Annotated in this window: 24 protein-coding genes; 2 read left to right on the forward strand and 22 right to left on the reverse strand. The window is 67.1% G+C overall.

Annotated elements, in window-relative coordinates:
- Window positions 1-37: 37 nt before the first annotated feature.
- From A3AG_RS0119495 to A3AG_RS0119530, 8 genes are all read right to left on the reverse strand, one after another.
- Window positions 38-1,822, reverse strand: a complete 1,785-nt coding sequence (locus A3AG_RS0119495) for an acyl-CoA dehydrogenase (protein ID WP_018007044.1) — start codon at window positions 1,820-1,822, stop codon at window positions 38-40.
- Between the two features lie 126 nt (window positions 1,823-1,948).
- Entirely contained in the window at window positions 1,949-2,884 is a 936-nt protein-coding gene (locus A3AG_RS0119500) for an electron transfer flavoprotein subunit alpha/FixB family protein (protein ID WP_018007045.1), read from the reverse strand.
- A 19-nt stretch (window positions 2,885-2,903) separates the two neighbouring features.
- Window positions 2,904-3,653 carry an electron transfer flavoprotein subunit beta/FixA family protein gene (locus A3AG_RS0119505; RefSeq protein WP_018007046.1) on the reverse strand — a complete coding sequence of 250 codons (750 nt, stop codon included), beginning with the start codon at window positions 3,651-3,653 and terminating at the stop codon, window positions 2,904-2,906.
- 220 nt (window positions 3,654-3,873) lie between these two features.
- A complete protein-coding gene (locus tag A3AG_RS0119510; protein ID WP_018007047.1) occupies window positions 3,874-4,671 on the reverse strand; it encodes a MetQ/NlpA family ABC transporter substrate-binding protein in 798 nt (265 codons plus the stop codon).
- Between the two features lie 33 nt (window positions 4,672-4,704).
- Window positions 4,705-5,358 (reverse strand): methionine ABC transporter permease, encoded by a 654-nt coding sequence (locus A3AG_RS0119515; RefSeq protein WP_018007048.1) that lies wholly within the window; start codon window positions 5,356-5,358, stop codon window positions 4,705-4,707.
- Window positions 5,348-6,382 carry a methionine ABC transporter ATP-binding protein gene (locus A3AG_RS0119520; protein ID WP_026164319.1) on the reverse strand — a complete coding sequence of 345 codons (1,035 nt, stop codon included), beginning with the start codon at window positions 6,380-6,382 and terminating at the stop codon, window positions 5,348-5,350. Before A3AG_RS0119520 ends, A3AG_RS0119515 begins: the two co-directional genes overlap by 11 nt.
- A 164-nt stretch (window positions 6,383-6,546) precedes the next feature.
- The gene (locus A3AG_RS0119525; RefSeq protein WP_018007050.1) at window positions 6,547-7,350 is read right to left on the reverse strand and encodes an enoyl-CoA hydratase; all 804 of its coding nucleotides are present in this window, start codon (window positions 7,348-7,350) and stop codon (window positions 6,547-6,549) included.
- Between the two features lie 12 nt (window positions 7,351-7,362).
- Entirely contained in the window at window positions 7,363-8,286 is a 924-nt protein-coding gene (locus A3AG_RS0119530) for a histone deacetylase family protein (protein WP_018007051.1), read from the reverse strand.
- Window positions 8,287-8,455: 169 nt separating this feature from the next.
- On the opposite strand from A3AG_RS0119530, the gene mltB reads away from it, so the two are divergent.
- The gene (mltB, locus tag A3AG_RS0119535; RefSeq protein WP_018007052.1) at window positions 8,456-9,562 is read left to right on the forward strand and encodes a lytic murein transglycosylase B; all 1,107 of its coding nucleotides are present in this window, start codon (window positions 8,456-8,458) and stop codon (window positions 9,560-9,562) included.
- Window positions 9,563-9,632: 70 nt separating this feature from the next.
- Here mltB and cysM read toward each other — a convergent pair whose 3' ends face one another.
- The 11 genes from cysM to cmk form a co-directional block, all read right to left on the reverse strand.
- Window positions 9,633-10,535, reverse strand: a complete 903-nt coding sequence (cysM, locus tag A3AG_RS0119540; protein WP_018007053.1) for a cysteine synthase CysM — start codon at window positions 10,533-10,535, stop codon at window positions 9,633-9,635.
- Window positions 10,536-10,659: 124 nt separating this feature from the next.
- Complete coding sequence (locus tag A3AG_RS0119545) at window positions 10,660-11,961, reverse strand: solute carrier family 23 protein (protein WP_026164320.1); 1,302 nt, start codon at window positions 11,959-11,961, stop codon at window positions 10,660-10,662.
- 237 nt (window positions 11,962-12,198) lie between these two features.
- On the reverse strand, window positions 12,199-12,594 hold the full coding sequence (locus A3AG_RS0119550; protein ID WP_018007055.1) for a ComEA family DNA-binding protein: 396 nt from the start codon (window positions 12,592-12,594) through the stop codon (window positions 12,199-12,201).
- A 164-nt stretch (window positions 12,595-12,758) separates the two neighbouring features.
- On the reverse strand, window positions 12,759-13,754 hold the full coding sequence (gene rfaD / locus A3AG_RS0119555; RefSeq protein WP_018007056.1) for an ADP-glyceromanno-heptose 6-epimerase: 996 nt from the start codon (window positions 13,752-13,754) through the stop codon (window positions 12,759-12,761).
- Between the two features lie 27 nt (window positions 13,755-13,781).
- Entirely contained in the window at window positions 13,782-14,729 is a 948-nt protein-coding gene (gene rfaE1, locus A3AG_RS31790) for a D-glycero-beta-D-manno-heptose-7-phosphate kinase (protein WP_018007057.1), read from the reverse strand.
- A gap of 77 nt (window positions 14,730-14,806) precedes the next feature.
- Window positions 14,807-16,198, reverse strand: coding sequence for a UDP-glucose dehydrogenase family protein (locus tag A3AG_RS0119565; RefSeq protein ID WP_018007058.1), 1,392 nt, complete (start codon window positions 16,196-16,198; stop codon window positions 14,807-14,809).
- Between the two features lie 35 nt (window positions 16,199-16,233).
- Window positions 16,234-17,463 carry a lipopolysaccharide assembly protein LapB gene (lapB, locus tag A3AG_RS0119570; RefSeq protein ID WP_018007059.1) on the reverse strand — a complete coding sequence of 410 codons (1,230 nt, stop codon included), beginning with the start codon at window positions 17,461-17,463 and terminating at the stop codon, window positions 16,234-16,236.
- A 3-nt stretch (window positions 17,464-17,466) separates the two neighbouring features.
- Window positions 17,467-17,808: a lipopolysaccharide assembly protein LapA domain-containing protein gene (locus tag A3AG_RS0119575; RefSeq protein ID WP_018007060.1), complete on the reverse strand. Its 342-nt coding sequence runs from the start codon at window positions 17,806-17,808 to the stop codon at window positions 17,467-17,469.
- Window positions 17,809-18,092: 284 nt separating this feature from the next.
- Window positions 18,093-18,512, reverse strand: a complete 420-nt coding sequence (locus A3AG_RS0119580; RefSeq protein ID WP_020384470.1) for an integration host factor subunit beta — start codon at window positions 18,510-18,512, stop codon at window positions 18,093-18,095.
- 30 nt (window positions 18,513-18,542) lie between these two features.
- Entirely contained in the window at window positions 18,543-20,237 is a 1,695-nt protein-coding gene (gene rpsA / locus A3AG_RS0119585) for a 30S ribosomal protein S1 (protein ID WP_018007062.1), read from the reverse strand.
- A 165-nt stretch (window positions 20,238-20,402) separates the two neighbouring features.
- Complete coding sequence (cmk, locus tag A3AG_RS0119590) at window positions 20,403-21,071, reverse strand: (d)CMP kinase (protein ID WP_018007063.1); 669 nt, start codon at window positions 21,069-21,071, stop codon at window positions 20,403-20,405.
- A gap of 125 nt (window positions 21,072-21,196) precedes the next feature.
- Here cmk and A3AG_RS0119595 point away from each other — a divergent pair, with 125 nt between their 5' ends.
- Window positions 21,197-21,442: a DUF2061 domain-containing protein gene (locus tag A3AG_RS0119595; protein ID WP_018007064.1), complete on the forward strand. Its 246-nt coding sequence runs from the start codon at window positions 21,197-21,199 to the stop codon at window positions 21,440-21,442.
- Here A3AG_RS0119595 and aroA read toward each other — a convergent pair.
- The 3 genes from aroA to hisC all read right to left on the reverse strand — a co-directional run bounded on the left by aroA (window position 21,432) and on the right by hisC (window position 24,903).
- Window positions 21,432-22,736, reverse strand: coding sequence for a 3-phosphoshikimate 1-carboxyvinyltransferase (gene aroA / locus A3AG_RS0119600; protein ID WP_018007065.1), 1,305 nt, complete (start codon window positions 22,734-22,736; stop codon window positions 21,432-21,434). The genes A3AG_RS0119595 and aroA overlap by 11 nt on opposite strands.
- 49 nt (window positions 22,737-22,785) lie before the next feature.
- Window positions 22,786-23,685 carry a prephenate dehydrogenase gene (locus A3AG_RS0119605; RefSeq protein ID WP_018007066.1) on the reverse strand — a complete coding sequence of 300 codons (900 nt, stop codon included), beginning with the start codon at window positions 23,683-23,685 and terminating at the stop codon, window positions 22,786-22,788.
- Window positions 23,686-23,772: 87 nt separating this feature from the next.
- Window positions 23,773-24,903, reverse strand: a complete 1,131-nt coding sequence (hisC, locus tag A3AG_RS0119610; protein WP_018007067.1) for a histidinol-phosphate transaminase — start codon at window positions 24,901-24,903, stop codon at window positions 23,773-23,775.
- Between the last annotated feature and the right edge of the window lie 22 nt (window positions 24,904-24,925).

Here is a 24,925-nt window from a genome sequence, read left to right on the forward strand (position 1 = left end):
GGTCGCCCTTTTTCTATCCGCGCGCCGCGCGCAACGCTCAGAACTGCTCGGCGCTCAGGGCATTGGCCGGCACCCCGCCGCCGATCACGGCATCGCGCAGCGCCGGTGCCTGCGACAGGATATGTTCGGCAAAGAAGTGCGCGGTCGCGATCTTGGCTTCGTGGAAAGCCGGATCGTCGGCCCGCTTCGCATCGGCTGCAAGCATGGCGCGGCCGAACTGCCAGCCGGAGAACACGATGCCGCACAACTTCAGGTAAGGCACGCTGCCGGCGAACACCGCGTTCGGATCGGCCTTGGCATTGGCGACCACGAATTCGACCACGGCTTCCAGCGCGGCGCGGCCCTTGGCCAGCTGCGCCTGCACCGCGGCGAAGGCAGCGCCGCCGTGCCGGCCCAGCGCGGCCTCGGTCTCGGCGATCTGCGCGCAGATCGCACGGGCCACGGCGCCGCCGTCGCGCACGGTCTTGCGGCCGACCAGGTCGTTGGCCTGGATCGCCGTGGTGCCCTCGTAGATCGGCAGGATGCGCGCGTCACGGTAGTGCTGCGCCGCGCCGGTTTCCTCGATAAAGCCCATGCCGCCGTGCACCTGCACACCGAGGCTGGTGACATCGATCGACAGCTCGGTGCTCCAGCCCTTGATCACCGGCACCATGAACTCGTAGAACGCCTGGCTCTGGCTGCGCACGGCTTCGTCGGGATGCTGGTGCGCGGCATCGCTGGCGGCCGCGGCCACGTACGCGACCGCGCGCGCGCCTTCGGTCAGCGCGCGCATGGTCATCAGCATGCGCTTGACGTCGGGATGGTGGATGATGGTCACCGCCTCGCGCGCCGAGCCATCCACGGGGCGGCTCTGCACGCGCTCGCGCGCATACGCCACCGCCTGCTGGTAGGCGCGCTCGGACACCGCGATGCCCTGCATGCCGACCGAGAAGCGCGCCGAGTTCATCATGATGAACATGTACTCGAGGCCGCGGTTCTCTTCGCCAACCAGCGTGCCGATCGCGCCGCCGTGGTCGCCGAACTGCAACACCGCCGTGGGGCTGGCCTTGATGCCCAGCTTGTGTTCGATCGAGACGCAATGCACGTCGTTGCGCGCGCCGGTGCTGCCATCGGCATTGACCAGGAACTTGGGCACGATGAACAGCGAGATGCCCTTCACGCCCTCGGGCGCGTCGGGGGTGCGGGCCAGCACGAGATGGACGATGTTCTGCGCCATGTCGTGCTCACCGTAGGTGATGAAGATCTTGGTGCCGAACAGCTTGTAGGTGCCGTCGCCCCGTGGCTCGGCGCGGGTGCGCACCGCGGCCAGGTCCGAGCCCGCCTGCGGCTCGGTCAGGTTCATGGTGCCGGTCCACTCGCCCGAGATCAGCTTGGGCAGGAAGGTAGCCTTCTGCGCGTCGGTACCGGCCGTCAGCAGCGCCTCGATGGCGCCGTCGGTCAGCAGCGGGCACAGCGCGAACGACAGGTTCGCGGTGTTCAGCATCTCGTTGCACGCCGTGGCGATCAGCTTGGGCAGGCCCTGCCCGCCGAATTCCTGCGGATGCAGCACGCCCTGCCAGCCGCCCTCGCCGAACTGGCGGAAGGCTTCCTTGAAGCCGGGCGTGGTGGTGACCACGCCGTCCTTCCAGCTGCTCGGATCGAGATCGCCGGCGCGGTTCAGCGGCGCGACCACCTGCTCGTTGAACTTGGCGGCCTCGTCGAGCACGGCCTCGGCGGTCTCGGGGGTGGCTTCCTCGAAGCCGGGCAGCTGGCTGACGGCCTCAAGGCCGGCCAGCTCGTTCATGACGAACAGCATGTCCTTGATCGGCGCACGGTAGGTCATCGATGTCTCCCAACATGTATGAAAAAGCCGTTCGCGGGTCGCCCCCGGAACGGCTCGTTACTTGCTGCCACTGCCAGCCGTGCCGGCCGCACTGCGGCCGGCACGGCTGGCGAGGCCGGCGCGGCATCAGCCCAGTGCCGCCACCAGCTCCGGCACCACGGTGTTCAGGTCGCCCACCAGGCCGTAGTCGGCCACGGAGAAGATCGGGGCCTCGGCATCCTTGTTGATCGCGACGATCACCTTGGAGTCCTTCATGCCGGCCAGGTGCTGGATCGCGCCCGAGATGCCGACGGCGATATACAGCTGCGGCGCGACGATCTTGCCGGTCTGGCCGACCTGGTAGTCGTTCGGCACGAAGCCGGCGTCCACGGCGGCGCGCGAGGCGCCCAGCGCGGCGTTGAGCTTGTCGGCCAGCGGCGTCAGCACCTTGGTGTAGTTCTCGCCCGAGCCCACGCCACGGCCACCCGAAACGATGATCTTGGCGGCGGTCAGTTCCGGACGGTCGCTCTTGGCCACTTCGCGCGACACGAATTGCGAAACGCCTGCGTCGGCCACGGCCGGCAGGGTTTCGACGGCGGCCGAGCCGCCTTCGGCGGCGGCGGCGTCAAACGCGGTGCCGCGCACGGTGATCACCTTGATCTTGTCTTCCGACTTGACCGTGGCGATGGCGTTGCCGGCGTAGATCGGGCGCTCGAAGGTGTCCGGGGCGTCGACCTTGGAGATTTCCGAGATCTGGGCCACGTCCAGCTTGGCGGCCACGCGCGGCAGGATGTTCTTGCCGTACGGGGTGGCCGGAGCCAGGATGTGCGAGTAGTCGTTGGCGATGGCCAGTGCCTGCTCGGCCACGTTCTCGGCCAGGCCGTCGCCGAAGTAGGCGGCGTCGGCCAGCAGGACCTTGGTCACGCCGGCGATCTTGGCGGCGGCATCGGCCGCGGCCTTGGCGTTGGAACCGGCCACCAGCACGTGTACGTCGCCGCCGCATTGGGCCGCGGCGGTCACGGTGTTGAGCGTGGCGCCCTTGATCGATTGATTGTCGTGTTCAGCAATGACGAGTGCAGTCATGTTCTCTCTCTCCCCGCGCTCAGATAACCTTGGCTTCGTTCTTCAGCTTCTGCACCAGCGTCGCGACGTCCGGCACCATCACACCCGCGCTGCGCTTGGGCGGCTCGACCACTTTCAGGGTCGACAGGCGCGGCTTGACGTCGACGCCGAGGTCTTCCGGCTTGACGGTGTCGAGCGGCTTCTTCTTGGCTTTCATGATGTTCGGCAGCGTGACGTAGCGCGGCTCGTTCAGGCGCAGGTCGGTGGTCACCACCGCGGGCAGGTTCAGCGACAGCGTTTCCAGGCCACCGTCGACTTCACGCGTGACCGAAGCCTTGCCGTCGGCCACCACCACCTTGGAGGCGAACGTGGCTTGCGGCAGGCCGGCCAGCGCGGCCACCATCTGGCCGGTCTGGTTGGAGTCGTCGTCGATGGCCTGCTTGCCCAGGATCACCAGTTGCGGCTGTTCCTTGTCGATCAGCGCCTTCAGCAGCTTGGCCACGGCCAGCGGTTGCAGGTCTTCGTTCGATTCCACCAGGATGCCGCGGTCGGCGCCGATGGCCATCGCGGTGCGCAGGGTTTCCTGGCACTGCGTCACACCGCACGACACGGCGACCACCTCGGTGACAACGCCGGCTTCCTTCAGGCGCACGGCCTCTTCCACGGCGATTTCGTCGAAGGGGTTCATGCTCATCTTCACGTTGGCCAGATCGACGCCCGAACCGTCCGCCTTGACGCGGACCTTGACGTTGTAATCCACCACCCGCTTGACTGCGACGAGTACTTTCATGCGCTCACTCCACTGATAGCTGATAGTCAGAAATTTTGTTCGCTCGTCATTATAACCACCGGGTTGGCGGCTCTCCTATTTTTCGAACGATCGTACTATTTTATCGGCAAAATGATGCCGGGCATAGGCCCGGCACCTTTTTTACCGGTCAGGCGATTGTGCCGCAAAGCCAGGGCGGCAGGCCTCGTCCGATTGGATGAAAGCCTCGAGTGACGCCGGCTTACCAGGCGGTGATGACCGAGTCCTTGAAGGTCGATGTGACGTATTGCTTGATTTCCGGCGAGTGATAGGCCTTCACCAGCTTGGCCATCCAGGGCTTGCTCTTGTCGGTCTCGCGGATCGCGATCAGGTTGGCGTACGGCCCCTTCGGGCCTTCCATGGCGATCGCGTCCTTGGTCGGCGACAGGCCGGCGGATTCGGCATAGTTGCCGTTGATCGCGGCGGCGTCCAGGTCATCGAGCGAACGCGGCAGCTGCGCGGCATCGAGCTCGACGATGCGGATCTTCTTCGGGTTCTCGGCGATGTCCAGCGGCGTGGCCTTCAGGCCGGCGTTGGGCTTGAGCTTGATCACGCCCTTGCTCTGCAGCAGCAGCAGGCCGCGGCCGCCGTTGGTGGGGTCGTTGGGCACGCCCACGCGCGCGCCCTGCTTGAGCTGGTCGAGCGACTTGATCTTCTTCGAGTACACGCCCATCGGGAACGTCACCGTGTAGGCGATATGCGTGAATTTGTAGCCGCGGTCCTTGATCTGGGCTTCCAGGTACGGCAGGTGCTGGTAGCTGTTGGCGTCGAGGTCGCCGGCGGCCAGCGCGGCATTGGGCTGGATGTAGTCGCTGAACTCGACCACCTGGATGTTCAGGCCGTCCCTGGCGGCGACCTTCTTCACCTGTTCCATGATCTGGGCGTGCGGGCCGCCGGTGACGCCGATCTTGATCGGCTTGTCCTGGGCGATCGCGCCGGTAGCCAGCGAGGCGCCGAGCGCGGCGCCGAGCATCCATTGCAGCAGGTTGCGACGTTGCATGATGTGCGTTCCTATCTCAAGAAGTAGTTTGGGTCAGCGATGGCTGATGCGGCGGACCAGCCAGTCGCCGAAGCTCTGCACCGCCTGCACGAATACGATCAGGATCACCACCACCGCCACCATCACCTCGGTGATGTAGCGCTGGTAGCCATAGCGGATGCCGAGGTCGCCCAGGCCGCCGCCGCCGATCGCGCCGGCCATGGCCGAATAGCCGACCAGGCTGACGAAGGTGATGGTCAGGCCGGCGACGATGCCGGGCATGGCTTCGGGCAGCAGCACCTTCCATACGATCTGGCCGGTGGTGGCACCCATCGACTGGGCGGCCTCGACCAGGCCCTTGTCGACCTCGCGCAGCGCGCTTTCGACCAGGCGGGCAATGAACGGGATCGCCGCGATTGTCAGCGGCACGATCGCCGCGGGGGTGCCGATCGACGAGCCGACGATAAAGCGCGTGAACGGGATCACCACTACGAGCAGGATGATGAAGGGGATGGAGCGCACCGCGTTGACCACCACGCCGATGGTGCGGTTGAACAGCGGGTGCGACAGCACGCCGCCGCGGTTGGTCAGGTGCAGCAGCACGCCCAGCGGCACGCCCAGCAGCGCGCCGACCACGCCCGAGATCGCCACCATCAGCAGGGTCTCGTTGAACGAGGTCAGGAACAGGTCAAACATTTCAGACCACATGCTCGAACTCCTCCACCACGACGCCTTGCGCCTGCAGGTATTCCATTGCCGCCTTCACATCGGCCAGCTCGCCCGTGGCCATGATTGCCAGCGAGCCGAAGGCCTGGCCCTGGATCTCGTCGATATGGCCGTGCAGGATGTTGAAGTCCAGCCCGTAGCGGCGGATCGCCTGCGCCAGCACCGGCTGGTCGACGCCCTCGCCGGTGAAGGCGAGGCGGTAGACGTGGTCGCGGCCATTGCCGAGCCGGCTTTCGACGCGCTTGAGCACGCTCGCCGGCAGCTCCTGCGAGATGACGTCGCCGATCATGGCGCGCGTGACCTCGTGCTGCGGACGCAGGAACACGTCGATCACGCGCCCGCTCTCCACCACCTGGCCGGCCTCGAGCACGGCGACGCGGTCGCACACCTGCTTGATGACTTCCATCTGGTGCGTGATCATCACGATGGTCAGGCCCAGCTCGCGGTTGATCTGCTTGAGCAGGTCCAGGATGGAACGCGTGGTTTCCGGATCCAGCGCCGAAGTGGCCTCGTCCGACAGCAGCACCTTGGGCTTGCTCGCCAGCGCGCGCGCAATGCCCACGCGCTGCTTCTGCCCGCCGCTGATCTGCGACGGGTAGCGGTCCTTCAGCGCCGACAGCCCGACCAGCTCCAGCAGCGGCAGCACGGTTGCGGCGATTTCAGCCCCGGGCTTGCCGGCCAGCTCCAGCGGCAGCGCCACGTTGTCATAGACGGTGCGCGACGACAACAGGTTGAAGTGCTGGAAGATCATGCCGATGTCGCGCCGCGCCAGGCGCAGCGCGCCGTTGTCCAGCGCGGTCAGGTCCTGGCCGTCGACGATGACGCGGCCGCTGGTGGGCCGGTTCAGCAGGTTGATGGCGCGGACCAGCGTGCTCTTGCCGGCGCCGCTGCGGCCGATGATGCCGAAGACTTCGCCCGCCGCAATCGACAGGCTGACGTCCCGCAATGCATGCACGTCGCCAGACGCGCCCGGGAAGCGCTGCGACAGTCCTTGCAGTTCGATCATGGAAAAGGTGACCAAAAGAAAACGGCAACAGGCGAGGGATCTCCAGCGCTGTTGCCGCTCGTTATTTTTCTGAAGCGCGTATTTTATGCGATTCGCTTCATACCTTAAACGACTTTTTGCCGATGTCTTTATGCGTTCCCGGCATATAAAGCCCGACAAGTCGATCAGGAGGCACGCCAGGATGGCGGCCGCTTGTCGATGAAGGCCTGCACGCCCTCCAGCGCCGACTCGTCCATCATGTTGCAGGCCATGGTCTGGCCGGCAAGCTGGTAGGCGGCCTCGATCCCCATCTCGAGCTGGCGGTAGAACAAGCCCTTGCCGGCGGCGACCGCGGCGGCCGGCTTGGCGCAGATGCTGGCGGCCAGCCGCGCCACTTCCGCGTCCAGTTCGCCGGCCGGCACCACGCGGTTGACCAACCCCCGCTCACGCGCACCGGCGGCGTCGATCATGTCGCCGGTCAGCAGCATCTCCATGGCCTGCTTGCGGTGCAGGTTGCGTGACAGGGCCACGCCCGGGGTCGAACAGAACAGCCCCAGGTTGACGCCCGACACGGCAAAGCGCGCATCGTCCGCGGCCACCGCCAGGTCGCACATCGCCACCAGCTGGCAGCCGGCCGCGGTGGCGATGCCGTGGACCCGCGCGATCACCGGCTGCGGCATCTGCTGGATCGCCATCATCATGCGCGTGCAGCGGTCGAACAGGCGCCGGTAGTAATCGTGCGAGGGCGCCGCGCGCATCTCGCGCAGGTCATGTCCGGCGCAAAAGGCCTTGCCGGCACCCGCCAGCACCACCACGCGCACGCTGTCGTCGGCGGCGAGCCGGCGCAGCGCGCCGGTAAGCGCATCGAGCAGCCCCTCGGACAAGGCGTTGAAGGCCTGCGGCCGGTTCATGGTCAGGCGCGCCACGCCGGCGGCGTCGCGCGATTCGGTCAGCAGCGGCGCGTCGACGCGCGCATCGTTCTCGGCCATGGCGGCGGTCTCCTAATGTTCGAGCAGCACCTTCAGGTGGGCCAGCACGCTGCGGCCCAGCGCGCTGAGGTTGTAGCCGCCCTCGAGGCAGCTGACGATGCGGCCCTGCGCGTGGGCGCGCGCGACGTCGACCAGCTGGCCGGTGATCCAGGCGTAGTCCGCCTCCACCAGGCCCATCTGGCCCAGGTCGTCCTCGCGGTGCGCGTCGAACCCGGCCGAAATGAACAGCATCTGCGGGCGGAATTCATTGAGGCGCGGCAGCCAGATGGTCTCGACCACCTCGCGCACCGCCATGCCGTTGCTGTACGCCGGCAGCGGGATATTGACCATGTTCGGTGCCAGGTGCTCGGTGCCGCTGTAAGGATAGAACGGGTGCTGGAAGATGCTGCACATCATCACGCGCTCATCGCCGCGGAACGCCGCTTCGGTGCCGTTGCCGTGGTGCACGTCGAAGTCGATGATCGCTACGCGCTCCAGCCCGTGCGCTTGCAGCGCGTGGCGCGCGGCGATGGCCACGTTGTTGTAGAAGCAGAAGCCCATGGCGCGACCGGGTTCGGCGTGGTGGCCTGGCGGGCGCACGCAGCAGAACGCATTCTCGAACTCGCCGGCGATCACCGCATCGGTGGCCGCCACCGCAGCGCCCGCAGCCAGCGTGGCGGCGGCAAGCGTGTGGGGGTTCATCGAGGTGTCCGGGTCGATCGCGTGGTAGCCGCTCGACGGGCTGGCGCTTTGCAGCGCGTCGACGTGCTCGGGCCGGTGCACGCGCTCGAGTTGCTCGCGCGTGGCGGGCGGCGCCTCGCGGCGCTCCAGCAGCCCGTCCAGGCCATGCGATATCAGGTGATCCTCGATCGCCTGCAGGCGCTCCGGACACTCGGGGTGGAAGTGCCCCATCTCGTGCCGCTGGAACTCTGGGTGCGTGTAATAGCCTGTCGGCATCTCTTATCGTCGCAATGGGTTGCAGTGCGTCGCCATGTTGTCTCCAAACGTTACGTTAGCACACGCCGGGCCAGGCCACCCAGCCGCGCCGGCGCGGCTGGCCGCACCCGCCCCGACGCGGATGCCGCGGTGGCATCCGCTATACTCGGTGCGACTTGCAAAGGACACCATGACCGACACCCAGCGCTCACTGCGACGCCCCCTGCTGGGCGCCGCGCTTTCCGCTGCCGCACTCGGACTCTGCGGCCTCTCCCCCACCCTGCTCGCGGCCGGCAAACGCCGCGTCAGCGTGCGCGAGGAAGAAATCGAACCCGGCCGCTACCGCGACAACCCGCAAGCACGCGCATTTATCGACGAGATGGTGGCGCGCCACGGCTTTGACCGCGGCATGCTGCAGGACTGGTTCGGACAGGCGGTCTATTCGGCCACCGTGGTACGGCTGATCATGCCGCCCACCACCACCGGCCGCAAAAGCTGGCGCACCTACCGATCGCGCTTTATCGAGCCGATCCGCATCAATGCGGGCGTGCGCTTCTGGCAGGACAACCGCGACACGCTGCGTCGCGCCGAGTCCGAGTTCGGCGTGCCGGCCTCGGTCATCGTCGGCATCATCGGCGTCGAAACCATCTATGGGCGCGACATGGGCACGTTCCGCGTGCTCGATTCGCTGTCGACGCTGGCCTTCGACTACCCGGACACGCCCAACCGCGAAGCCCGCAGCACGCTGTTCCGCAACCAGCTCGCCGACTACCTGCTGTGGTGCCGCGACACCCGCACCGACGTCTACTCGGTGCTGGGCTCGTATGCCGGCGCCATCGGCATTCCGCAGTTCATGCCGACCAGCCTGCGCGAATACGCCATCGACTACGATAACAACGGCCACATCGACCTGCGCAACAGCCCCACCGACGCCATCGGCAGCGTGGCGCGCTTCCTGCAGCTGCATGGCTGGGAGGCGGGCCGTCCGGTGGCGTGGCGCATAGCCGATGACGCGGGCAGCCTCGGGGTCGCCGCCGCAGCGGCCGATGGCGAGCCCTGGCCGACCCGCACCCTCAACCAGCTGACCCGCGCCGGGCTGCGCGTGGACGAGCCCATCAACCTGGCGCGCGAAGGCGAAACCGGCGTGCTGGTGGTGGACCTGCCCACGCCCGACCAGCCCACCGAGTACCTGCTGGGCCTGCGCAACTTCTATGTGCTGACGCGCTACAACCGCAGCTTTTTCTATGCGCTGGCGGTGTACCAGCTGGGCGAAGCGGTCAAGGCGGCGATGGCCTGAGGCGGCACGGCCAGAAGCAAGAAAGGCCTCGCATGAGCGAGGCCTTTCTTGTTTGCGGCGGCGCTGCGGATCAGGCCGGGAACACGCCGGTCGACAGGTAGCGGTCGCCGCGGTCGCACACCACGAAGACGATGGTGGCGTTCTCGACTTCCTCGGCGACGCGCAATGCCACGCACAGCGCACCGGCGGCGGAGATGCCGCAGAAGATGCCCTCTTCGGATGCCATGCGGCGCGCCATGTGCTCGGCATCGCCCTGGCTGACCGGCTCGGTGCGGTCGATGAACTTGGGATCGTAGATCTTGGGCAGATACGCTTCCGGCCACTTGCGGATGCCCGGAATGCGCGAGCCTTCGGCCGGCTGCGCGCCGACGATCTGGATCGCGGGATTCTGCTCCTTGAGGAAGCGCGACACGCCGGTGATGGTGCCGGTGGTGCCCATCGCCGAAACGAAGTGGGTGATGCGGCCGTCGGTATCGCGCCAGATTTCCGGGCCGGTGCCCTCGTAGTGCGCCTGCGGGTTGTCCGGGTTGGCGAACTGGTCGAGGATCACGCCCTTGCCGTCGCGCTCCATCGAATCGGCCAGGTCGCGCGCGTACTCCATGCCGCCCTTGACCGGGGTCAGGATGATCTCGGCGCCGTAGGCGGCCATGCTCTGGCGGCGCTCGAGGCTCAGGTCCTCGGGCATGATCAGCACCATCTTGTAGCCACGGATGGCGGCCGCCATGGCCAGCGCAATACCGGTATTGCCCGAGGTCGCCTCGATCAGCGTATCGCCCGGCCTGATGCGCCCGCGCGCCTCGGCCCGGGCGATCATCGACACCGCCGGACGGTCCTTGACCGAACCGGCCGGATTGTTGCCTTCGAGCTTGCCGAGGATCACATTGCCGCGCGCGTCGTTGGCGGCGCCGGGGATGCGCTGCAGTCTGACCAGCGGCGTATTGCCGATGGTGTCTTCAATTGTCTTGTAGGCCATGGGGCGAAGGAAGGTCAAAACGGGGGGATGCCGGGGGATTCCAGTTCGCCGGCCATTGTAATGCAGACCCCTATCCCCTCGCCGGCAGGCGGGATTTGCCCCGCCGGCCAGGCTTCGCCGTGGCTCAGCCTTCCTCGCGATTGCCTTCGCCCAGCAGGTGGTACAGCAGGATGCAGCCAAAGGTGGCGGTGCCGATGCCACCCAGCGTCATGCCGCCCAGCTTCAGCGTCAGGTCGCCGGCGGCTACCGTCAGCGTGGCGCCCACCGTGATCAGGTTGCGCGAGCTGGAGAAGTCGACCTTGTTCTGCACCCAGATCCGGCCCGCGGTAGCCGCGATCAGGCCGAACACGACGATGGTCAGGCCGCCGATCACCGGCCCCGGGATGGTCAGGATCAGGGCGCCGAACTTGGGCGAGAAGCCCAGCAGGATGGCCACCGCGGCCGCCACGACGAAGATCAGCGTCGAATAGATCTTGGTGACCGCCATCACCCCCATGTTCTCGGCATAGGTGGTCACGCCGGTGCCGCCGCCGCTGGCCGACAGCATGGTGGCGATGCCGTCGCCGATAAAGGCGCGGCCGATGTACGGATCCAGGTTGCGGCCGGTCATCACGCCGATGGCCTTGATATGGCCGAGGTTCTCGGCCACCAGCACGATCGCCACCGGCGCGATCAGCAGCATCGCGCCGAGCTCGAACGTCGGCGCGGTGAACGCCGGCAGGCCGAACCAGCTGGCGGCGGCCACGCCGGAAAAATCTATCGGCTTGCCCAGCCCCATCACGTTGGTGCCCAGGTAGTAGGCAACGTAGCCGGCCAGGCCGCCGATCAGCACCGGCAAGCGGCCGATCATGCCGGGCGCGCGGACCGCTACCAGCCCGACCGCGACCACGGTGAGCAGCCCCACCCAGGTATCGAGCGCAGCGCCGCTGACCGCCTTGACCGCCACCGGGGCCAGGTTCAGCCCGATCGCCGCGACGATGGCGCCGGTCACCACCGGCGGCATCAGCTTTTCCACCCAGGCGTAGCCTGCCGCCTGCACCACCAGGCCGATCACGGTGTACAGCGCACCGGCGGCAATGATGCCGCCCAGCGCCACCGGGATATTGAGGTTGGGGCCGCTGCCGGCATAGCCGGTGGCGGCGATCACCACCGCAATGAAGGCGAAGCTGGAGCCCAGGTAGCTGGGCACCCGGCCGCGCACGCACAGGAAGAAGATCAGCGTGCCGATGCCGGAAAACAGGATGGCGATATTGGGGTTGAAGCCCATCAGGATCGGCGCGATGGCGGTCGAGCCGAACATCGCCACCACGTGCTGGATCCCGGCCAGCAGTGTCTGCCCAGCGGGCAGCCGCTCATCGGGGCCGATTACGCCCTCGGTCTTGAGCCGCCATTGCGGCAGGAATCCCGCGTCCTCGCCATTCGCCATATTGTCTTGCTCCCTGTGGTCCGGGCTGGCCACCGGATCGGCGGCCGCCACGCTTGTGCCTGGTTGTAGGTTGTGGAATGCCGGTCGGCAGCCGCACGGCAGGTCCTGCCTGCACGGCGTCCGCATGATACTCCGCCGCCACGGGGGCTGCGAAGCCGGCTACGTTTAGCACAACGCGTACCAGCCACAACGCACCCGGCCGCAGCACGACCGGGCACAGGGCAGCGGCTGGCCGTGCTAGCGGGCCGGCTTTGCCGGTGCGGGCGTCGCCTTCGCCCCCTTGGCGGGCGCCGGCGTGGCGGCCGGCGCGGCGGCAGGCGTAGCGGTGGCCGCCCCCTTGCCGGAGATGGTCAGGCCGGCGTCCTGCAGCTTGGCCACGGACTTCGGCCCGATGCCGCTGACGCGCTCGGCCAGGTCGGCGGCGTCCTTGTACGGTCCGCGCTTGTTGCGCTCTTCGACGATGTGGCGGGCCGTGGCCGGGCCCACGCCCTTGACCGAGGTCAGCGCCGCCTCGTCCGCGGTGTTGACGTCGACCGCGGCACGCGCGGTGCCGCCGGCAAGCAGGCACAAGGTTGCCGCGAGGGAGATCAGGGAATAACGCCGGGCAAGTTGCCGGATCCAGTGCATGGCCATGAAGGCTCTCCTTTCCTGTGGATGGTCTGAGGTACCACCCCCGCCGGGCGGCGAGGTCAGGTCAGGATAGGGGCGCGCCGCGAGCGCGGCGCATGCGGCAACAAAAGTTGACACCGGCCGCATGAAAGCGTGTCGGCCGGCGTGAAGCGGGGATGAGGCGCGGTTCAGCCGTTGCGCTCCAGCAGCCAGCGGCAGTAGCGCGCCACGCCTTCCTCCACGGTCAGGAAGCGCTCGCCGTAGCCCGCGCCGCGCAGCTTGGACACATCCGACTGCGTAAAGCACTGGTACTTGCCGCGCAATGCGTCGGGAAACTTGACGTACTCGACCAGCCCTTCCTGCACCAGGTCGTCCAGCGACAGCGGCGGCTTGCCTTCGGCTTCGCGCAGCGTGTTGACCACGGTCGCGGCGATGTCGTTGAACGGCTGGGCACGGCCGGTGCCCAGGTTGAAGATGCCGGACTTCTCGGGATGGTCGAAGAAGAACAGGTTGACCTTTACCACGTCCTCGACCGAGATGAAGTCGCGGCTCTGCATGCCGGGACCATAGCCGCCGTATTCGCCGAACAGCTTCACGGTGCCGTCGGCGCGGAACTGGTTGAAGTTGTGGAACGCCACCGACGCCATGCGGCCCTTGTGCGTTTCGCGCGGCCCGTACACGTTGAAATAGCGGAAGCCGACGATCTGCGACAGCGCCGACGGCAGGCGGCGCCGCACGATCTGGTCGAACAGGAACTTGGAGTAGCCGTACACGTTGAGCGGACGCTCGAACTCGCGGTCTTCGCGGAACACCTGCGAGGCGCCGTAGGTCGCCGCCGACGATGCATAGAGGAACTGCGTGCCCTGCTCCAGGCAGCTCTCCATCAGCGACAGCGTGTAGCGGTAGTTGTTCTCCATCATGTAGCGGCCGTCGGTCTCCATGGTGTCGGAGCACGCGCCTTCGTGGAATACCGCGCGCACCTTGCCGAACTCGCCGCGCGCAAAGCGCGCGAGGAAGTCCTGCTTGTCCAGGTAATCCGAGATCTCGCAGTCGACCAGGTTGTGGAACTTGTCGGCGCGGGTCAGGTTGTCGACGGCGATGACATGGGTCTCGCCGCGTTCGTTCAGGCCCTTGACGAGATTGCTGCCGATAAAACCCGCGGCGCCGGTGACGATGATTGTCATGGTCGGATCAAAAGAGGGCGCCGGGCCTCAGGCGGCGGCGCCGAACAATTCGGGATAAGTGACGACGGCGGTGCCCAGCTTGCCGACCACGATGCCGCCGGCGCGATTGGCATGCTGCACGGCTTCCTTGAGCGGCACGCCGGCACCCATCATGGTGGCGAGCGTGGCGATCACGGTGTCGCCCGCACCGGATACATCATAGACCTCGCGCGCCTGCGCGGAGACGTGCAGCACTTCGGCTTCGGTATAGAGCGTCATGCCCTCTTCCGAGCGCGTCAGCAGCAGCGCTTCGAGCTGCAGCGCGCGGCGCAGGTTCTGCGCGCGGATGGTCAGGTCGGCCTCGGTCTTCCAGGCCCCGACCACGGCACGCATCTCGGCCCGGTTGGGGGTGATCAGCGTGGCGCCGCGGTAGCGCGAGTAGTCGTCGCCCTTGGGGTCGACCAGCACCTTGCGGCCGGCCGCGCGACCGGCGTCGATCATGCGCGTGACATGGGTCAGCCCGCCCTTGCCGTAGTCGGACAGCACCAGCACCTGGTAATCGTTGACCAGGCCCTGGAAGCGGTCCTGTACCGCGAGCAGCACTTCGTGCGCTGGCGTATTCTCGAAATCCACGCGCAGCAGCTGCTGCTGGTGCGCCACCACGCGCAGCTTGATGGTGGTGTTGATCTTGGCATCGCGGTGCAGGTAGGGCTGCACGTGGCTCTCGGCCAGCAGCGCCTCGAGCGTGCGCGCCGGCTCGTCGTCGCCGACCACGCCCAGCATGCCGACGCGCGCACCGAGCGCCGCGGCATTGCGGGCCACGTTGGCGGCGCCGCCCAGGCGCTCGTCGCTGCGCTTGACCTGCACCACCGGCACCGGCGCTTCGGGCGAAATGCGCTCGACGTCGCCGAACCAATAGCGGTCCAGCATCATGTCGCCGACCACCAGGATATGGGACTGCCGGATCTGCTCCTGCGGAATGACGGTCTTGTTCATGAAGATCCTTGGCAATATCGCGGCGGCAGCGGCCGCCGCGTAGCTTATCGGTTGATGAGTCCGTTGACCCGCGCGCCTCATTCGTGCGCCGGCGGCGCAGCCTTGCGGGTGGGGCGGCCGATGGCGTGGTATTCCACGCCGGTCTCGCGCATCGCCTCGGGCTCATACAGATTGCGTCCATCGAAGATCACCGGCGACTTCAGCCGCCGCTTGATCTGCCCGAAATCGGGGCTGCGGAACACCTTCCATTCGGTCACGATCGCCAGCGCGTCGGCGCCGTCGAGCGCATCCATCTGGTGCTGGTGGAAGCTCACGCGCGCGGCGCCGCCCGGCACGTCGGCCAGGTCGGCCTCCAGCACGCGACGGGCCTCGGCCATCGAAACCGGGTCGTGCACGCGCAGCGACGCGCCGCGCGACACCAGCTCGCGCGCCAGCACGCGCGACGGCGCTTCGCGCATGTCGTCGGTATTGGGCTTGAAGGCCAGGCCCCAGACCGCGAACACGCGACCGCTCAGGTCGTCGCCGAAGCGGCGCACGATCTTCTCGCCCAGCACGCGCTTCTGCGCGCCGTTGACGGCCTCCACCGCCTCCAGCACGCGCATCGGCTTGCCGTGGTCGGCGGCGGTGCGCATCAGTGCCTGCACGTCCTTGGGGAAGCACGATCCGCCATAGCCGGCGCCGGCGTACAGGAAACTGTAGCCGATGCGCGGGTCCGAGCCGATGCCCATGCGCACCAGCTCGATATCCGCGCCGACTTCGTCGGCCAGGTTGGCGAGCTCGTTCATGAACGAGATGCGCGTGGCCAGCATCGAATTGGCGGCGTACTTGGTGAACTCGGCCGAGCGCACGTCCATATAGAAGGTGCGCTCATGATGGCGGTTGAACGGCGCGTACAGCTGCCGCATGGTCGCCTGCGCGTGGCGCCCGGCGGCGTCGGCATTGCAGCCCAGCACGATGCGGTCGGGGCGCATGAAGTCTTCGACCGCGGCGCCCTCCTTCAGGAACTCGGGGTTCGACACCACCGAGAACTGCAGGTCTTCCAGACCGCGCACGGCCAGTTCCTCGCGGATCGCGGCGGTGACGCGGTCGCCAGTGCCCACCGGCACGGTCGACTTGTCGACCACCACCTTGAAGCCGGTCATGTGGCGGCCGATATTGCGCGCCGCCGCCAGCACGTACTTGAGGTCGGCCGAGCCGTCCTCGTCCGGCGGCGTGCCCACCGCGATGAACTGCACGTCGGCATGCTCGACGCTGGCTGCCACGTCGGTGGAAAAGGTCAGGCGGCCGGCCTCGCGGTTGCGCTGGATCAGTTCCTGCAGGCCGGGCTCGTAGATCGGCACGCCGCCCGCGTTGAGCAAAGCGATCTTCTGCTCGTCCAGGTCCAGGCAAAACACGTCGTTGCCCTGCTCCGCCAGGCAGGCGCCGGTGACGAGACCAACGTAGCCGCTGCCGATAATGGTGACTTTCATAGCTTCAATTCACATCCGTTGCACGGCCACCGGGGTCAGCCGAGCGTTTCGGAACGCCGCGGGGCATAGGTTTCCCAGCGGTTGCAACCAGGGCATTGCCAATAGAACAGCCGCGCACGGAAACCGCATTCGCGGCAGGTATAGCGCGCCAGGTTGCGCGTGCGCAGTTGCAGCAGGTCGCGGATGGCGGTGGTTTCCCTGGCCTCGTCGCCGTCTTCGGCGCCTTCGGCCTGGCCGGCAGCGGCCTCGACCACCGCGGCCTGCGTGGCGGGCGCGGCGGCCACTGCCGCCTGCGCCTCGAAGTACTTGGTCAGCGCCAGCAGCGTCGGCTGGCGGCGCAGCTGTTCGCGCATCAGGCGCGCCGCGGCCTCGGCACCATTCACTTCCAGCTCGGCCTTGTAGGCGGTGTCGAGCACCTCGGGGGCGAGCTTGCCCTTGAGCAGGCCACGCAGCCATTCCAGCGCCACGCCTTGCTCGTTCAGGGCGGCATAGGCCTTGACCACGCGCTCGGCCACCAGCGGCAGGAACGAGGCGTCCTGGCGCTCGATGCCGAGCCAGTGGCCCAGCGCCGCGCGCGCATCGCCCGCCGCCGCGGCCACGTCGCCCAGCAGGATCGGCGCGCGCACGTTGGCGGGATTCTCGGCCACGGCCTGGTTCAGCCATTTCACCGCGTCTTCCGGGCGCTTGCGCTGCAGCGCGTCCTGCGCCAGCTCGCAGCAGAACTGCGCGATCTGCAGGCTGTAGCTCTTCTGCTCCAGCGTCTGCAGTTCACGCGCGGCATCGATCGCCTTCTGCCATTCCTTTTCGACTTCATAGAGTTCGAGCAGCACCCGCTTGGCCGACGCCGCGTAAGGCCCGGACATCAGCCGGCGCAGCGATTCCTCGGCGCGGTCGAGCAGGCCCGCGCGCAGGTAGTCCTCGCCCAGCTCGAACAGCGCGTGCTCGCGCTCGGGCTCGGGCAAGTCGGGGCGCGTGGCGAGGTTCTGGTGCACACGGATGGCGCGCTCGGTTTCGCCGCGGCGCCGGAACAGCGCGCCCAGCGCAAAGTGCAGCTCGGTGGTTTCCGGGTCCAGCCGGGCGACTTCGACAAAGGCATCGATGGCCTTGTCGGGCTGCTCGTTGAGCAGGAAATTGAGTCCCTTGAAGTAGGAGCGCGGCAAGGCGCCCTGCTCGCTGATCATCTGGCGCACGTCGAAGCGCGCCGCCATCCAGCCAAGGCCAAAGACAAGTGGCAGCACCAACAGCCACCAGGTTTCGAACATCATGGATCAGACTTTCGGGCCGACTACGTTATAGGGAGACTTGCCGTCGCGCGGCACCGGCGCGGCGCTCGCCGGTGCCGCCGATGGCGCCGCGGTCGACGCCCGTGCATCCGCGGCCGCGCGCCGCAGCCTGGCCAGTTCCATGCGCTGGCGCATCAGGCCCGGCGCCACCGAGGCCAGCGCAGCCACCGCACCCAGTGCAAACGCGGCAAACAGGATCAGGATCAGCGGCGCATGCCAGACGGCATTGAAGAACAGCTGCAGCGAGGCTTCTGCGGTATTGCGCAGGGCCAGCACGAACAGCAGCACGAATACGACGATGCGGACGATCCAGGCAAACAGTTTCATGCGGGTAGGCGGCGAGGCAGCATGGCGTTGGGCCGGGCAAGCACAAGCACTGCGGCTGGCAGGACGCCCTGTGCAAGGCCCGGCAAAGACCCCGGCATTGTAACGGAATCACTTCACGGTTTCGGTAACGTGGCGGTAACGGCGTCCCGCCTCGCGCCTCGCAGGCGGCGACGCTCCGGATGGCAGACGCCGCGGATGCCCTCCGGCTCTGATCGACCATAAAAAAAAAGCGCCCCAAGGGGCGCTTTCTTGACAACACAGTGGCAGGCAGGAACCCGTTGCAGTCAGGAGCGGATGAAATCCAGTCCGCTCTCGTGCAACCCCGTCGGCGCGGCGGCTGCCGCGCCCTGGCCTGCCTTGGCCGGCAGGGCTTGCGCCGTGCCGCCGGAATGGCCGTTGCCGTTGGTGCCCGCAGGCACCGGCTGGCTGCGGTCAACCCGTTCGCGCAATTCCTTGCCCGCCTTGAAGTGCGGCACCCGTTTTTCAGGGACCAGCACCCGCTCGCCGGACTTGGGATTGCGCCCCACGCGAGGCGGACGCTTGTTCAGACCAAAACTGCCGAATCCGCGGATCTCGATGCGGTGGCCGTCGGCCAGCGCTTCGGACATCGCGTCGAGTATCGTTTTCACCGAGATGTCCGCATCCCGCAGCAGCAGCTGGGGGAAGCGGGCAGCCAGTTTTTCGACAAGCTCCGACTTGGTCATGGGCATTCGCGCAAGCGCGGGGGCCTGCGATTACTGGTTGTCCTGGCCGAGCTTGGCCTTCAGCAGAGCGCCGAGGTTGGTCGTGCCAGCCGTGCCGGTGTCGGCCTGGAACTTCTGCATCGCTTCCTGCTGCTCTGCGCTGTCCTTGGCCTTGATCGACAGGTTGATGTTGCGCGACTTGCGGTCGACGTTCACCACCAGGGCGGTGATCTGCTCGCCTTCCTTCAGCACGTTGCGGGCGTCTTCCACGCGGTCAGCGGAGATTTCCGATGCACGCAGGTAGCCTTCGACGTCGTCGGCCAGCTGGACCACGGCACCCTTGGCGTCAACGGCCTTGATCGTGCCGTTCACCAGCGAGCCCTTGTCGTTGGCCGAGATGAAGTTGTTGAACGGATCGCCCGACAGCTGCTTGATGCCCAGCGAGATGCGTTCCTTGTCGACGTCGATGCCCAGCACCACGGCTTCGACTTCGTCGCCCTTCTTGTACTTGCGCACGGCCTCTTCGCCGGACTCTTGCCAGGACAGGTCGGACAGGTGCACCAGGCCGTCGATGCCGCCCGGCAGGCCGATGAACACGCCGAAGTCGGTGATCGACTTGATCTGGCCGCTCAGCTTGTCGCCCTTCTTGTGGTTGCGCGAGAAATCGTCCCACGGGTTGGCCTTGCACTGCTTCATGCCCAGGCTGATACGACGCTTGTCTTCGTCGATATCCAGCACCATGACTTCGACTTCGTCGCCCAGCTGGACCACCTTGGACGGGGCCACGTTCTTGTTGGTCCAGTCCATTTCCGACACGTGCACCAGGCCTTCGATGCCGGCTTCGATCTCGACGAACGCGCCGTAGTCGGTCAGGTTGGTGACCTTGCCGAACAGGCGGGTGCCTTGCGGGTAGCGGCGCGAGATGCCGACCCACGGATCTTCGCCCAGCTGCTTCACGCCCAGCGAGACGCGGTTCTTTTCCTGGTCGAACTTGAGGATCTTGGCGGTGATTTCCTGGCCAACCGACAGCACTTCGCTCGGGTGGCGGACACGGCGCCAGGCCAGGTCGGTGATGTGCAGCAGGCCGTCGATGCCGCCCAGGTCAACGAACGCACCGTAGTCGGTGATGTTCTTGACGATACCGTTGACGATGGCGCCTTCCTTCAGGGTTTCCATCAGCTTCTGGCGCTCTTCGCCCAGCGTGGCTTCGACCACGGCGCGGCGCGACAGCACCACGTTGTTGCGCTTGCGGTCCAGCTTGATGACCTTGAATTCCAGGGTCTTGCCTTCGTACGGGGTGGTGTCCTTGATCGGACGCACGTCAACCAGCGAGCCCGGCAGGAACGCGCGGATGCCGTTGACCATCACCGTCAGGCCGCCCTTGACCTTGCCGGTCACGGTACCCGAGATGATTTCGCCGTCTTCCAGGGCCTTCTCGAGGTTCAGCCACGAGGCCAGGCGCTTGGCCTTGTCGCGCGAGAGGATGGTGTCGCCATAGCCGTTCTCGAGTGCGTCGATGGCCACGGAGACGTAGTCGCCGGCCTGCACTTCGAGTTCGCCCTGGTCGTTCAGGAACTCCTCCACCGGCACGAATGCCTCGGACTTGAGGCCGGCATTGACGACCACGAAGTTGTGGTCGATGCGCACGACTTCAGCGGAGATCACTTCGCCAGCCTTCATATTGGAGCGGGCGATCGATTCCTCGAACAGTGCGGCAAAGGATTCGTTAGTTTGCAGGTCGGACATAAACGTAAGGTGAAATCCGCGATACGCTGGCCGGCGCGACGATCGCGCTCAGTCTGCCAGGGCAGCGGGGTCAGGTTTGACAAAAGCCAGCCAGGGCACGGGCCCGGACCGACGCCATCGGGTACGGAAGGGGTGCGCCGCTTCTACGGATGCGCCCGCTGCATGTCATGCATCGGGCCGCACAGCGGCAAACCACTCCAGCACCTGCGCCACTGCCTGATCCACCGTCATGTCGGAGGTATCGAGCAGCTTTGCATCTTCGGCGGGACGCAGCGGTGCGGCGGCACGGGTGCGATCCCGCGCGTCGCGCGCCTCGAGGTCACGCAAAAGGTCTTCGATATTAGCAGAAATTCCCTTATCAATCAATTGTTTATAGCGCCTGCGCGCGCGCGCCTCGACACTCGCGGTCAGGAACACCTTGAGCTGGGCGTCCGGGAAGATCACGGTGCCCATGTCGCGGCCGTCCGCCACCAGCCCGGGCAGCTTGCGGAAGCTGCGCTGCAGCTGCGTCAGCGCGTCGCGCACCGGCTGGTGCACCGCGATGGCCGAGGCGCGGTTGCCGATCGCCTCGGCGCGGATCGCCAGGCTCACTTCCTCGCCCTGCAGCCACACGCGGTCGGGTCCGAACTTCACATCGAGGCGCGCAGCGATCCGCGCCAGGGTGTCCATGTCGGCCAGGTCAACACCGGCGCGGTCGCTGGCCAGCGCTACCAGCCGGTACAGCGCGCCGCTGTCGAGCAGGTGGAAGCCCACCGCGTCGGCAACCTTGTGCGCAACCGTGCCCTTGCCGGAGGCGGTCGGCCCGTCAATGGTGATGACGTTGACGATAGTCATTGCTTATGGCACCCAGTGAAACGATTGATTGTTAATTCTATTGAGAATCATTATTATTTGATCCATGGCCCCGCGCCGCGGCAAGCGCGGCGCATCCCTCAGTATTGGTCGCGAGGCAATCTACCATGGCAAAAACCCTGACGTTCGGCATCATGCACCTCGGCATCGCGTTCAGCGTGACCTATGCGCTGACCGGCAGCCTGGCCGTGAGCGGTGCGGTCACCTTTATCGAACCGGCCGTCAATACCGTGGCCCACTACTTCTTCGACAAGTACTGGGACAAGCGCCAGCACCGCCAGGCGCCGGCCAGCCGCGACAGCGCCGCAGCCCCGGCCGGCAACGTTGCCGAGGCCGGCCTGGTCAGCGCGTGACGCCGGCAAATACGCTGAAATAGTCCGGGAACGTCTTCGCCACGCAGCCCGGATCATTGATCCGCACCGGCAACGGGCCGAACGCCGCCAGCGAGAAACACATCGCCATGCGATGGTCATCATAGGTGCCAATGCCGTCGGCCGGGGTCTGCCACGGCTGCGGCGGCGTCACGCGCAGGTAGTCGGCGCCCTCCTCGACCACGGCACCCAGCTTGCGCAGTTCGGTCGCCATCGCCGCGATGCGGTCGGTTTCCTTGACGCGCCAACTGGCAATATTGGTCAGCGTGGTCGTGCCTTCGGCAAACAGCGCCGCCACCGCCAGCGTCATGGCGGCATCGGGAATATGGTTGCAGTCCAGCTCGATGCCGTGCAGGCGCCCGTCGTCGCGTTCCGTGCCGCGCACCTCGATCCAGTTGTCGCCCGCCATCACGTTGGCGCCCATGCGATTGAGCGCCTCGGCGAAACGGACATCCCCCTGGATGCTGGCCATGCCGACGCCTTCGACCCGCACCGGGCCGCCGCCGATCGCGCCGGCGGCCAGGAAGTACGAAGCCGATGACGCATCGCCCTCGACAAAGATCTCGCCCGGCGAACGGTAAGCCGCCCCCGCGGGCAGAATGAAACGCTCCCAGCCCTGCCGCTCGACCTCGATGCCGAAGCGCGCCAGCAGGTTCAGCGTGATCTCGATATACGGCTTGGAGATCAGCTCGCCCACCACTTCGATCTCGATGCGGCCGCTGGCAGTTTGCGCCAGCGGCAGGCTCATCAGCAGCGCGGTCAGGAACTGGCTCGAGACATCGCCGCGCACGCGGATCGGCGCGTCGATGCGCAGGCTGGCCGGCTGGATATGCAGCGGCGGGAAGCCTTCGTTGCCAAGGTAGTCGATCACCGCGCCCACCTGGCGCAGCCCATCGACAAGGTCGCCGATCGGCCGCTCATGCATGCGCGGCACGCCGGACAGCTTGTAGCTGCCGCCCTGCAGCGCCAGCGCGGCGGTCAGCGGACGGATCGCGGTGCCGGCATTGCCCATGAACAGCTCGGCCGACTTGTTGGGGAAATTGCCGCCGGCGCCGGTAACGATGTAGTCGGCGCCTTCCTGCCGCCAGGCCACGCCCAGCGTGCGCAGCGCCTGCAGCATCACGCGCGTGTCGTCGGAGTCGAGCAGGTCGCGCACGCGGGTCTCGCCGTTGGCCAGCGCGGCCAGCAGCAGCACGCGGTTGGAGATGCTCTTCGAGCCCGGCAACCGGACGGTGCCGTGGGCGCGGGTCAGGGGGCCTAGCGTCAGGTGTTCCATGGATGTCGTGGGCGCCGGGGCGCCGCGTTCAGGCGATGGGCCAGGGCCATCAGGGTTCGATATGGTTGTTGCCCGCGGCACGCTCGGCGCCCCAGGCCAGCCGGGTCTTGCTGGCGCGCGTGAAGATGCGCTCGAGCGCGTCGCCGTCGCCCTTTTCGATCAGCATCTTCAGGTGTGCCAGCACCGACTGGTAAGTATTCAGCTCGCGCAGCAGCGCGTCGCGGTTGGCCACGCAGATGTCGCGCCACATCTCCGGCGACGAGGCCGCGATCCGCGTGAAGTCGCGGAAGCCGCCGCCGGCGAAATCCAGCTTCAGCGCCGCATCTTCGGCATTGGCCACCTGCGCCACCAGCGCGTACGACAGCACGTGCGGCAGATGGCTGACCGCGGCAAACACCGCGTCGTGCTGGACCGCCGACATCACGTGGCAATGCGCGCCAGCGCTTTCCCACATGGCACGCACGGCGGCCACGTCGGCGCGCGCGTTTTCCTGCAGCGGACACAGCACGGTGTTCTTGCCGTCGTACAGGTCCGGCAGCGCGGCCGCGACGCCGTTGAGCTCGCGCCCGGCGATCGGATGGGCGGGCACGAACTGCGCGGCCTTGTCGCCCAGCGCGGTCTTGGCGGCAATGATCACGTCGGACTTGGTACTGCCGGCATCGGTGACGATGGTGCCCGGCTGCAGGTGCGGCTCCAGCGCATGCAGCAGCGCAAAATTCTGCGCCACCGGCGCGCACAGCACGATCACGCTGGCGCCGCGCGCGGCATCGGCCAGCGTCGCGGCCTCGTCGATCACGCCGAGGTCGAGCGCCTTCTGCAGCGAGGCGGCCGAGCGCCCGACCCCGACCACCGTGCCCACCACGCCGGCGCGCTTGAGCGCCAGCGCGAGCGAGCCGCCGATCAGGCCGACGCCGACAATGACAACACGGGAAAAATGCAATGCACTCACAATCACAAGCCGCAAGCGGCGGTAGTTCGGTTCAGACCGAGGTCAATCAAGGGGCGGCACGACCGGCGGCGCTTGCAGCGGCCAGCCTCAGGCCAGCGCCCGCTCCAGCGCCGCGATGAACGCCGCGTTCTCTTCCGGCAAGCCGATGGTCACGCGCAGCCAGCGCGGCAGGTTGTAGTTGCCCACCGGGCGCACGATCACGCCCTGCCGGAGCAACGCCAGGTTCACGCGCGCGCCGGCGCCGTCATCGTCGCCCACGCGCACCAGCACGAAGTTGCCGGACGACGGCACGTATTCCAGACCCATCCGCTCGAACGCCTGCGTCAGTTGCCGCTTGCCGTCGCGGTTGAGCTCGGCGCTGCGGCGCAGGAAGTCGGCATCGGCCAGCGCGGCGATGGCCGCGGCTTGCGCCACGCTGTTGACATTGAACGGCTGGCGGATGCGGTTCAGCAAGTCGGTCAGTTCGGGCTGCGCCACCGCGTAGCCGATGCGCAGGCCCGCCAGGCCATAGGCCTTGGAAAACGTGCGCGACACCATCAGGTTGGGGTAGCGGCGCACCCAGGCAATCGCGTCGTATTGCTGGTCGGCGTCGAGGTACTCGTTGTAGGCCTCGTCCAGCACTACCACCACATGGCGCGGCACGCGCTGCAGGAAGGCCTCGATCTGCGCCGCCGGCAGGAAGGTGCCGGTCGGGTTGTTCGGGTTGGCGATAAAGACCAGGCGCGTATCCGGCGCAATCGCCGCGGCCATCGCGTCGAGGTCGTGGCCGTAGTCGCGCGCGGGCACTTCGATGGCGCGCGCGCCGATCTCCTGCGTGGCCAGCGCGTACACCGCGAACGAGAATTCGGCATAGACAATCGACTGGCCCGGTTCCACCAGCGCATGCGCGGCCAGTTCCAGGATGTCGTTGCTGCCGTTGCCCAGCGTCAGCCAGTCGGCGGGCACGCCGAAGCGCGCCGACAGCGCGCCCTTCAGCGCAAAGCCGTTGGCATCGGGATAGCGGCCCAGTTCGGCCACGGCCGCGGCCACCGCGGTGCGCGCCGATTCCGGCATGCCCAGCGGATTCTCGTTGGAGGCGAGCTTGACGATGCCGGCCTCGTCCAAACCGAACTCGCGCGCGACTTCGGCAATCGGCTTGCCCGCCACGTAGGGCGAAATCGCCCGCACATAATCCGGCCCGAAAGCCGTTGCGCCGCCCTGCCTGCCCTGCTCTGCCATCTCGTCTCCTTGTGCTGTCCCG

This window comes from Cupriavidus neocaledonicus (assembly GCF_000372525.1).
In the GTDB taxonomy this organism is placed as follows: domain Bacteria; phylum Pseudomonadota; class Gammaproteobacteria; order Burkholderiales; family Burkholderiaceae; genus Cupriavidus; species Cupriavidus neocaledonicus.

Coding starts and splice junctions, on each gene's coding strand:
- A3AG_RS0119495 (WP_018007044.1), bottom strand. CDS start 1,822: ATGACCTACCGTGCGCCGATCAAGGACATGCTGTTCGTCATGAACGAG.
- A3AG_RS0119500 (WP_018007045.1), bottom strand. CDS start 2,884: ATGACTGCACTCGTCATTGCTGAACACGACAATCAATCGATCAAGGGC.
- A3AG_RS0119505 (WP_018007046.1), bottom strand. CDS start 3,653: ATGAAAGTACTCGTCGCAGTCAAGCGGGTGGTGGATTACAACGTCAAG.
- A3AG_RS0119510 (WP_018007047.1), bottom strand. CDS start 4,671: ATGCAACGTCGCAACCTGCTGCAATGGATGCTCGGCGCCGCGCTCGGC.
- A3AG_RS0119515 (WP_018007048.1), bottom strand. CDS start 5,358: ATGTGGTCTGAAATGTTTGACCTGTTCCTGACCTCGTTCAACGAGACC.
- A3AG_RS0119520 (WP_026164319.1), bottom strand. CDS start 6,382: ATGATCGAACTGCAAGGACTGTCGCAGCGCTTCCCGGGCGCGTCTGGC.
- A3AG_RS0119525 (WP_018007050.1), bottom strand. CDS start 7,350: ATGGCCGAGAACGATGCGCGCGTCGACGCGCCGCTGCTGACCGAATCG.
- A3AG_RS0119530 (WP_018007051.1), bottom strand. CDS start 8,286: ATGCCGACAGGCTATTACACGCACCCAGAGTTCCAGCGGCACGAGATG.
- mltB (WP_018007052.1), top strand. CDS start 8,456: ATGACCGACACCCAGCGCTCACTGCGACGCCCCCTGCTGGGCGCCGCG.
- cysM (WP_018007053.1), bottom strand. CDS start 10,535: ATGGCCTACAAGACAATTGAAGACACCATCGGCAATACGCCGCTGGTC.
- A3AG_RS0119545 (WP_026164320.1), bottom strand. CDS start 11,961: ATGGCGAATGGCGAGGACGCGGGATTCCTGCCGCAATGGCGGCTCAAG.
- A3AG_RS0119550 (WP_018007055.1), bottom strand. CDS start 12,594: ATGGCCATGCACTGGATCCGGCAACTTGCCCGGCGTTATTCCCTGATC.
- rfaD (WP_018007056.1), bottom strand. CDS start 13,754: ATGACAATCATCGTCACCGGCGCCGCGGGTTTTATCGGCAGCAATCTC.
- rfaE1 (WP_018007057.1), bottom strand. CDS start 14,729: ATGAACAAGACCGTCATTCCGCAGGAGCAGATCCGGCAGTCCCATATC.
- A3AG_RS0119565 (WP_018007058.1), bottom strand. CDS start 16,198: ATGAAAGTCACCATTATCGGCAGCGGCTACGTTGGTCTCGTCACCGGC.
- lapB (WP_018007059.1), bottom strand. CDS start 17,463: ATGATGTTCGAAACCTGGTGGCTGTTGGTGCTGCCACTTGTCTTTGGC.
- A3AG_RS0119575 (WP_018007060.1), bottom strand. CDS start 17,808: ATGAAACTGTTTGCCTGGATCGTCCGCATCGTCGTATTCGTGCTGCTG.
- A3AG_RS0119580 (WP_020384470.1), bottom strand. CDS start 18,512: ATGACCAAGTCGGAGCTTGTCGAAAAACTGGCTGCCCGCTTCCCCCAG.
- rpsA (WP_018007062.1), bottom strand. CDS start 20,237: ATGTCCGACCTGCAAACTAACGAATCCTTTGCCGCACTGTTCGAGGAA.
- cmk (WP_018007063.1), bottom strand. CDS start 21,071: ATGACTATCGTCAACGTCATCACCATTGACGGGCCGACCGCCTCCGGC.
- A3AG_RS0119595 (WP_018007064.1), top strand. CDS start 21,197: ATGGCAAAAACCCTGACGTTCGGCATCATGCACCTCGGCATCGCGTTC.
- aroA (WP_018007065.1), bottom strand. CDS start 22,736: ATGGAACACCTGACGCTAGGCCCCCTGACCCGCGCCCACGGCACCGTC.
- hisC (WP_018007067.1), bottom strand. CDS start 24,903: ATGGCAGAGCAGGGCAGGCAGGGCGGCGCAACGGCTTTCGGGCCGGAT.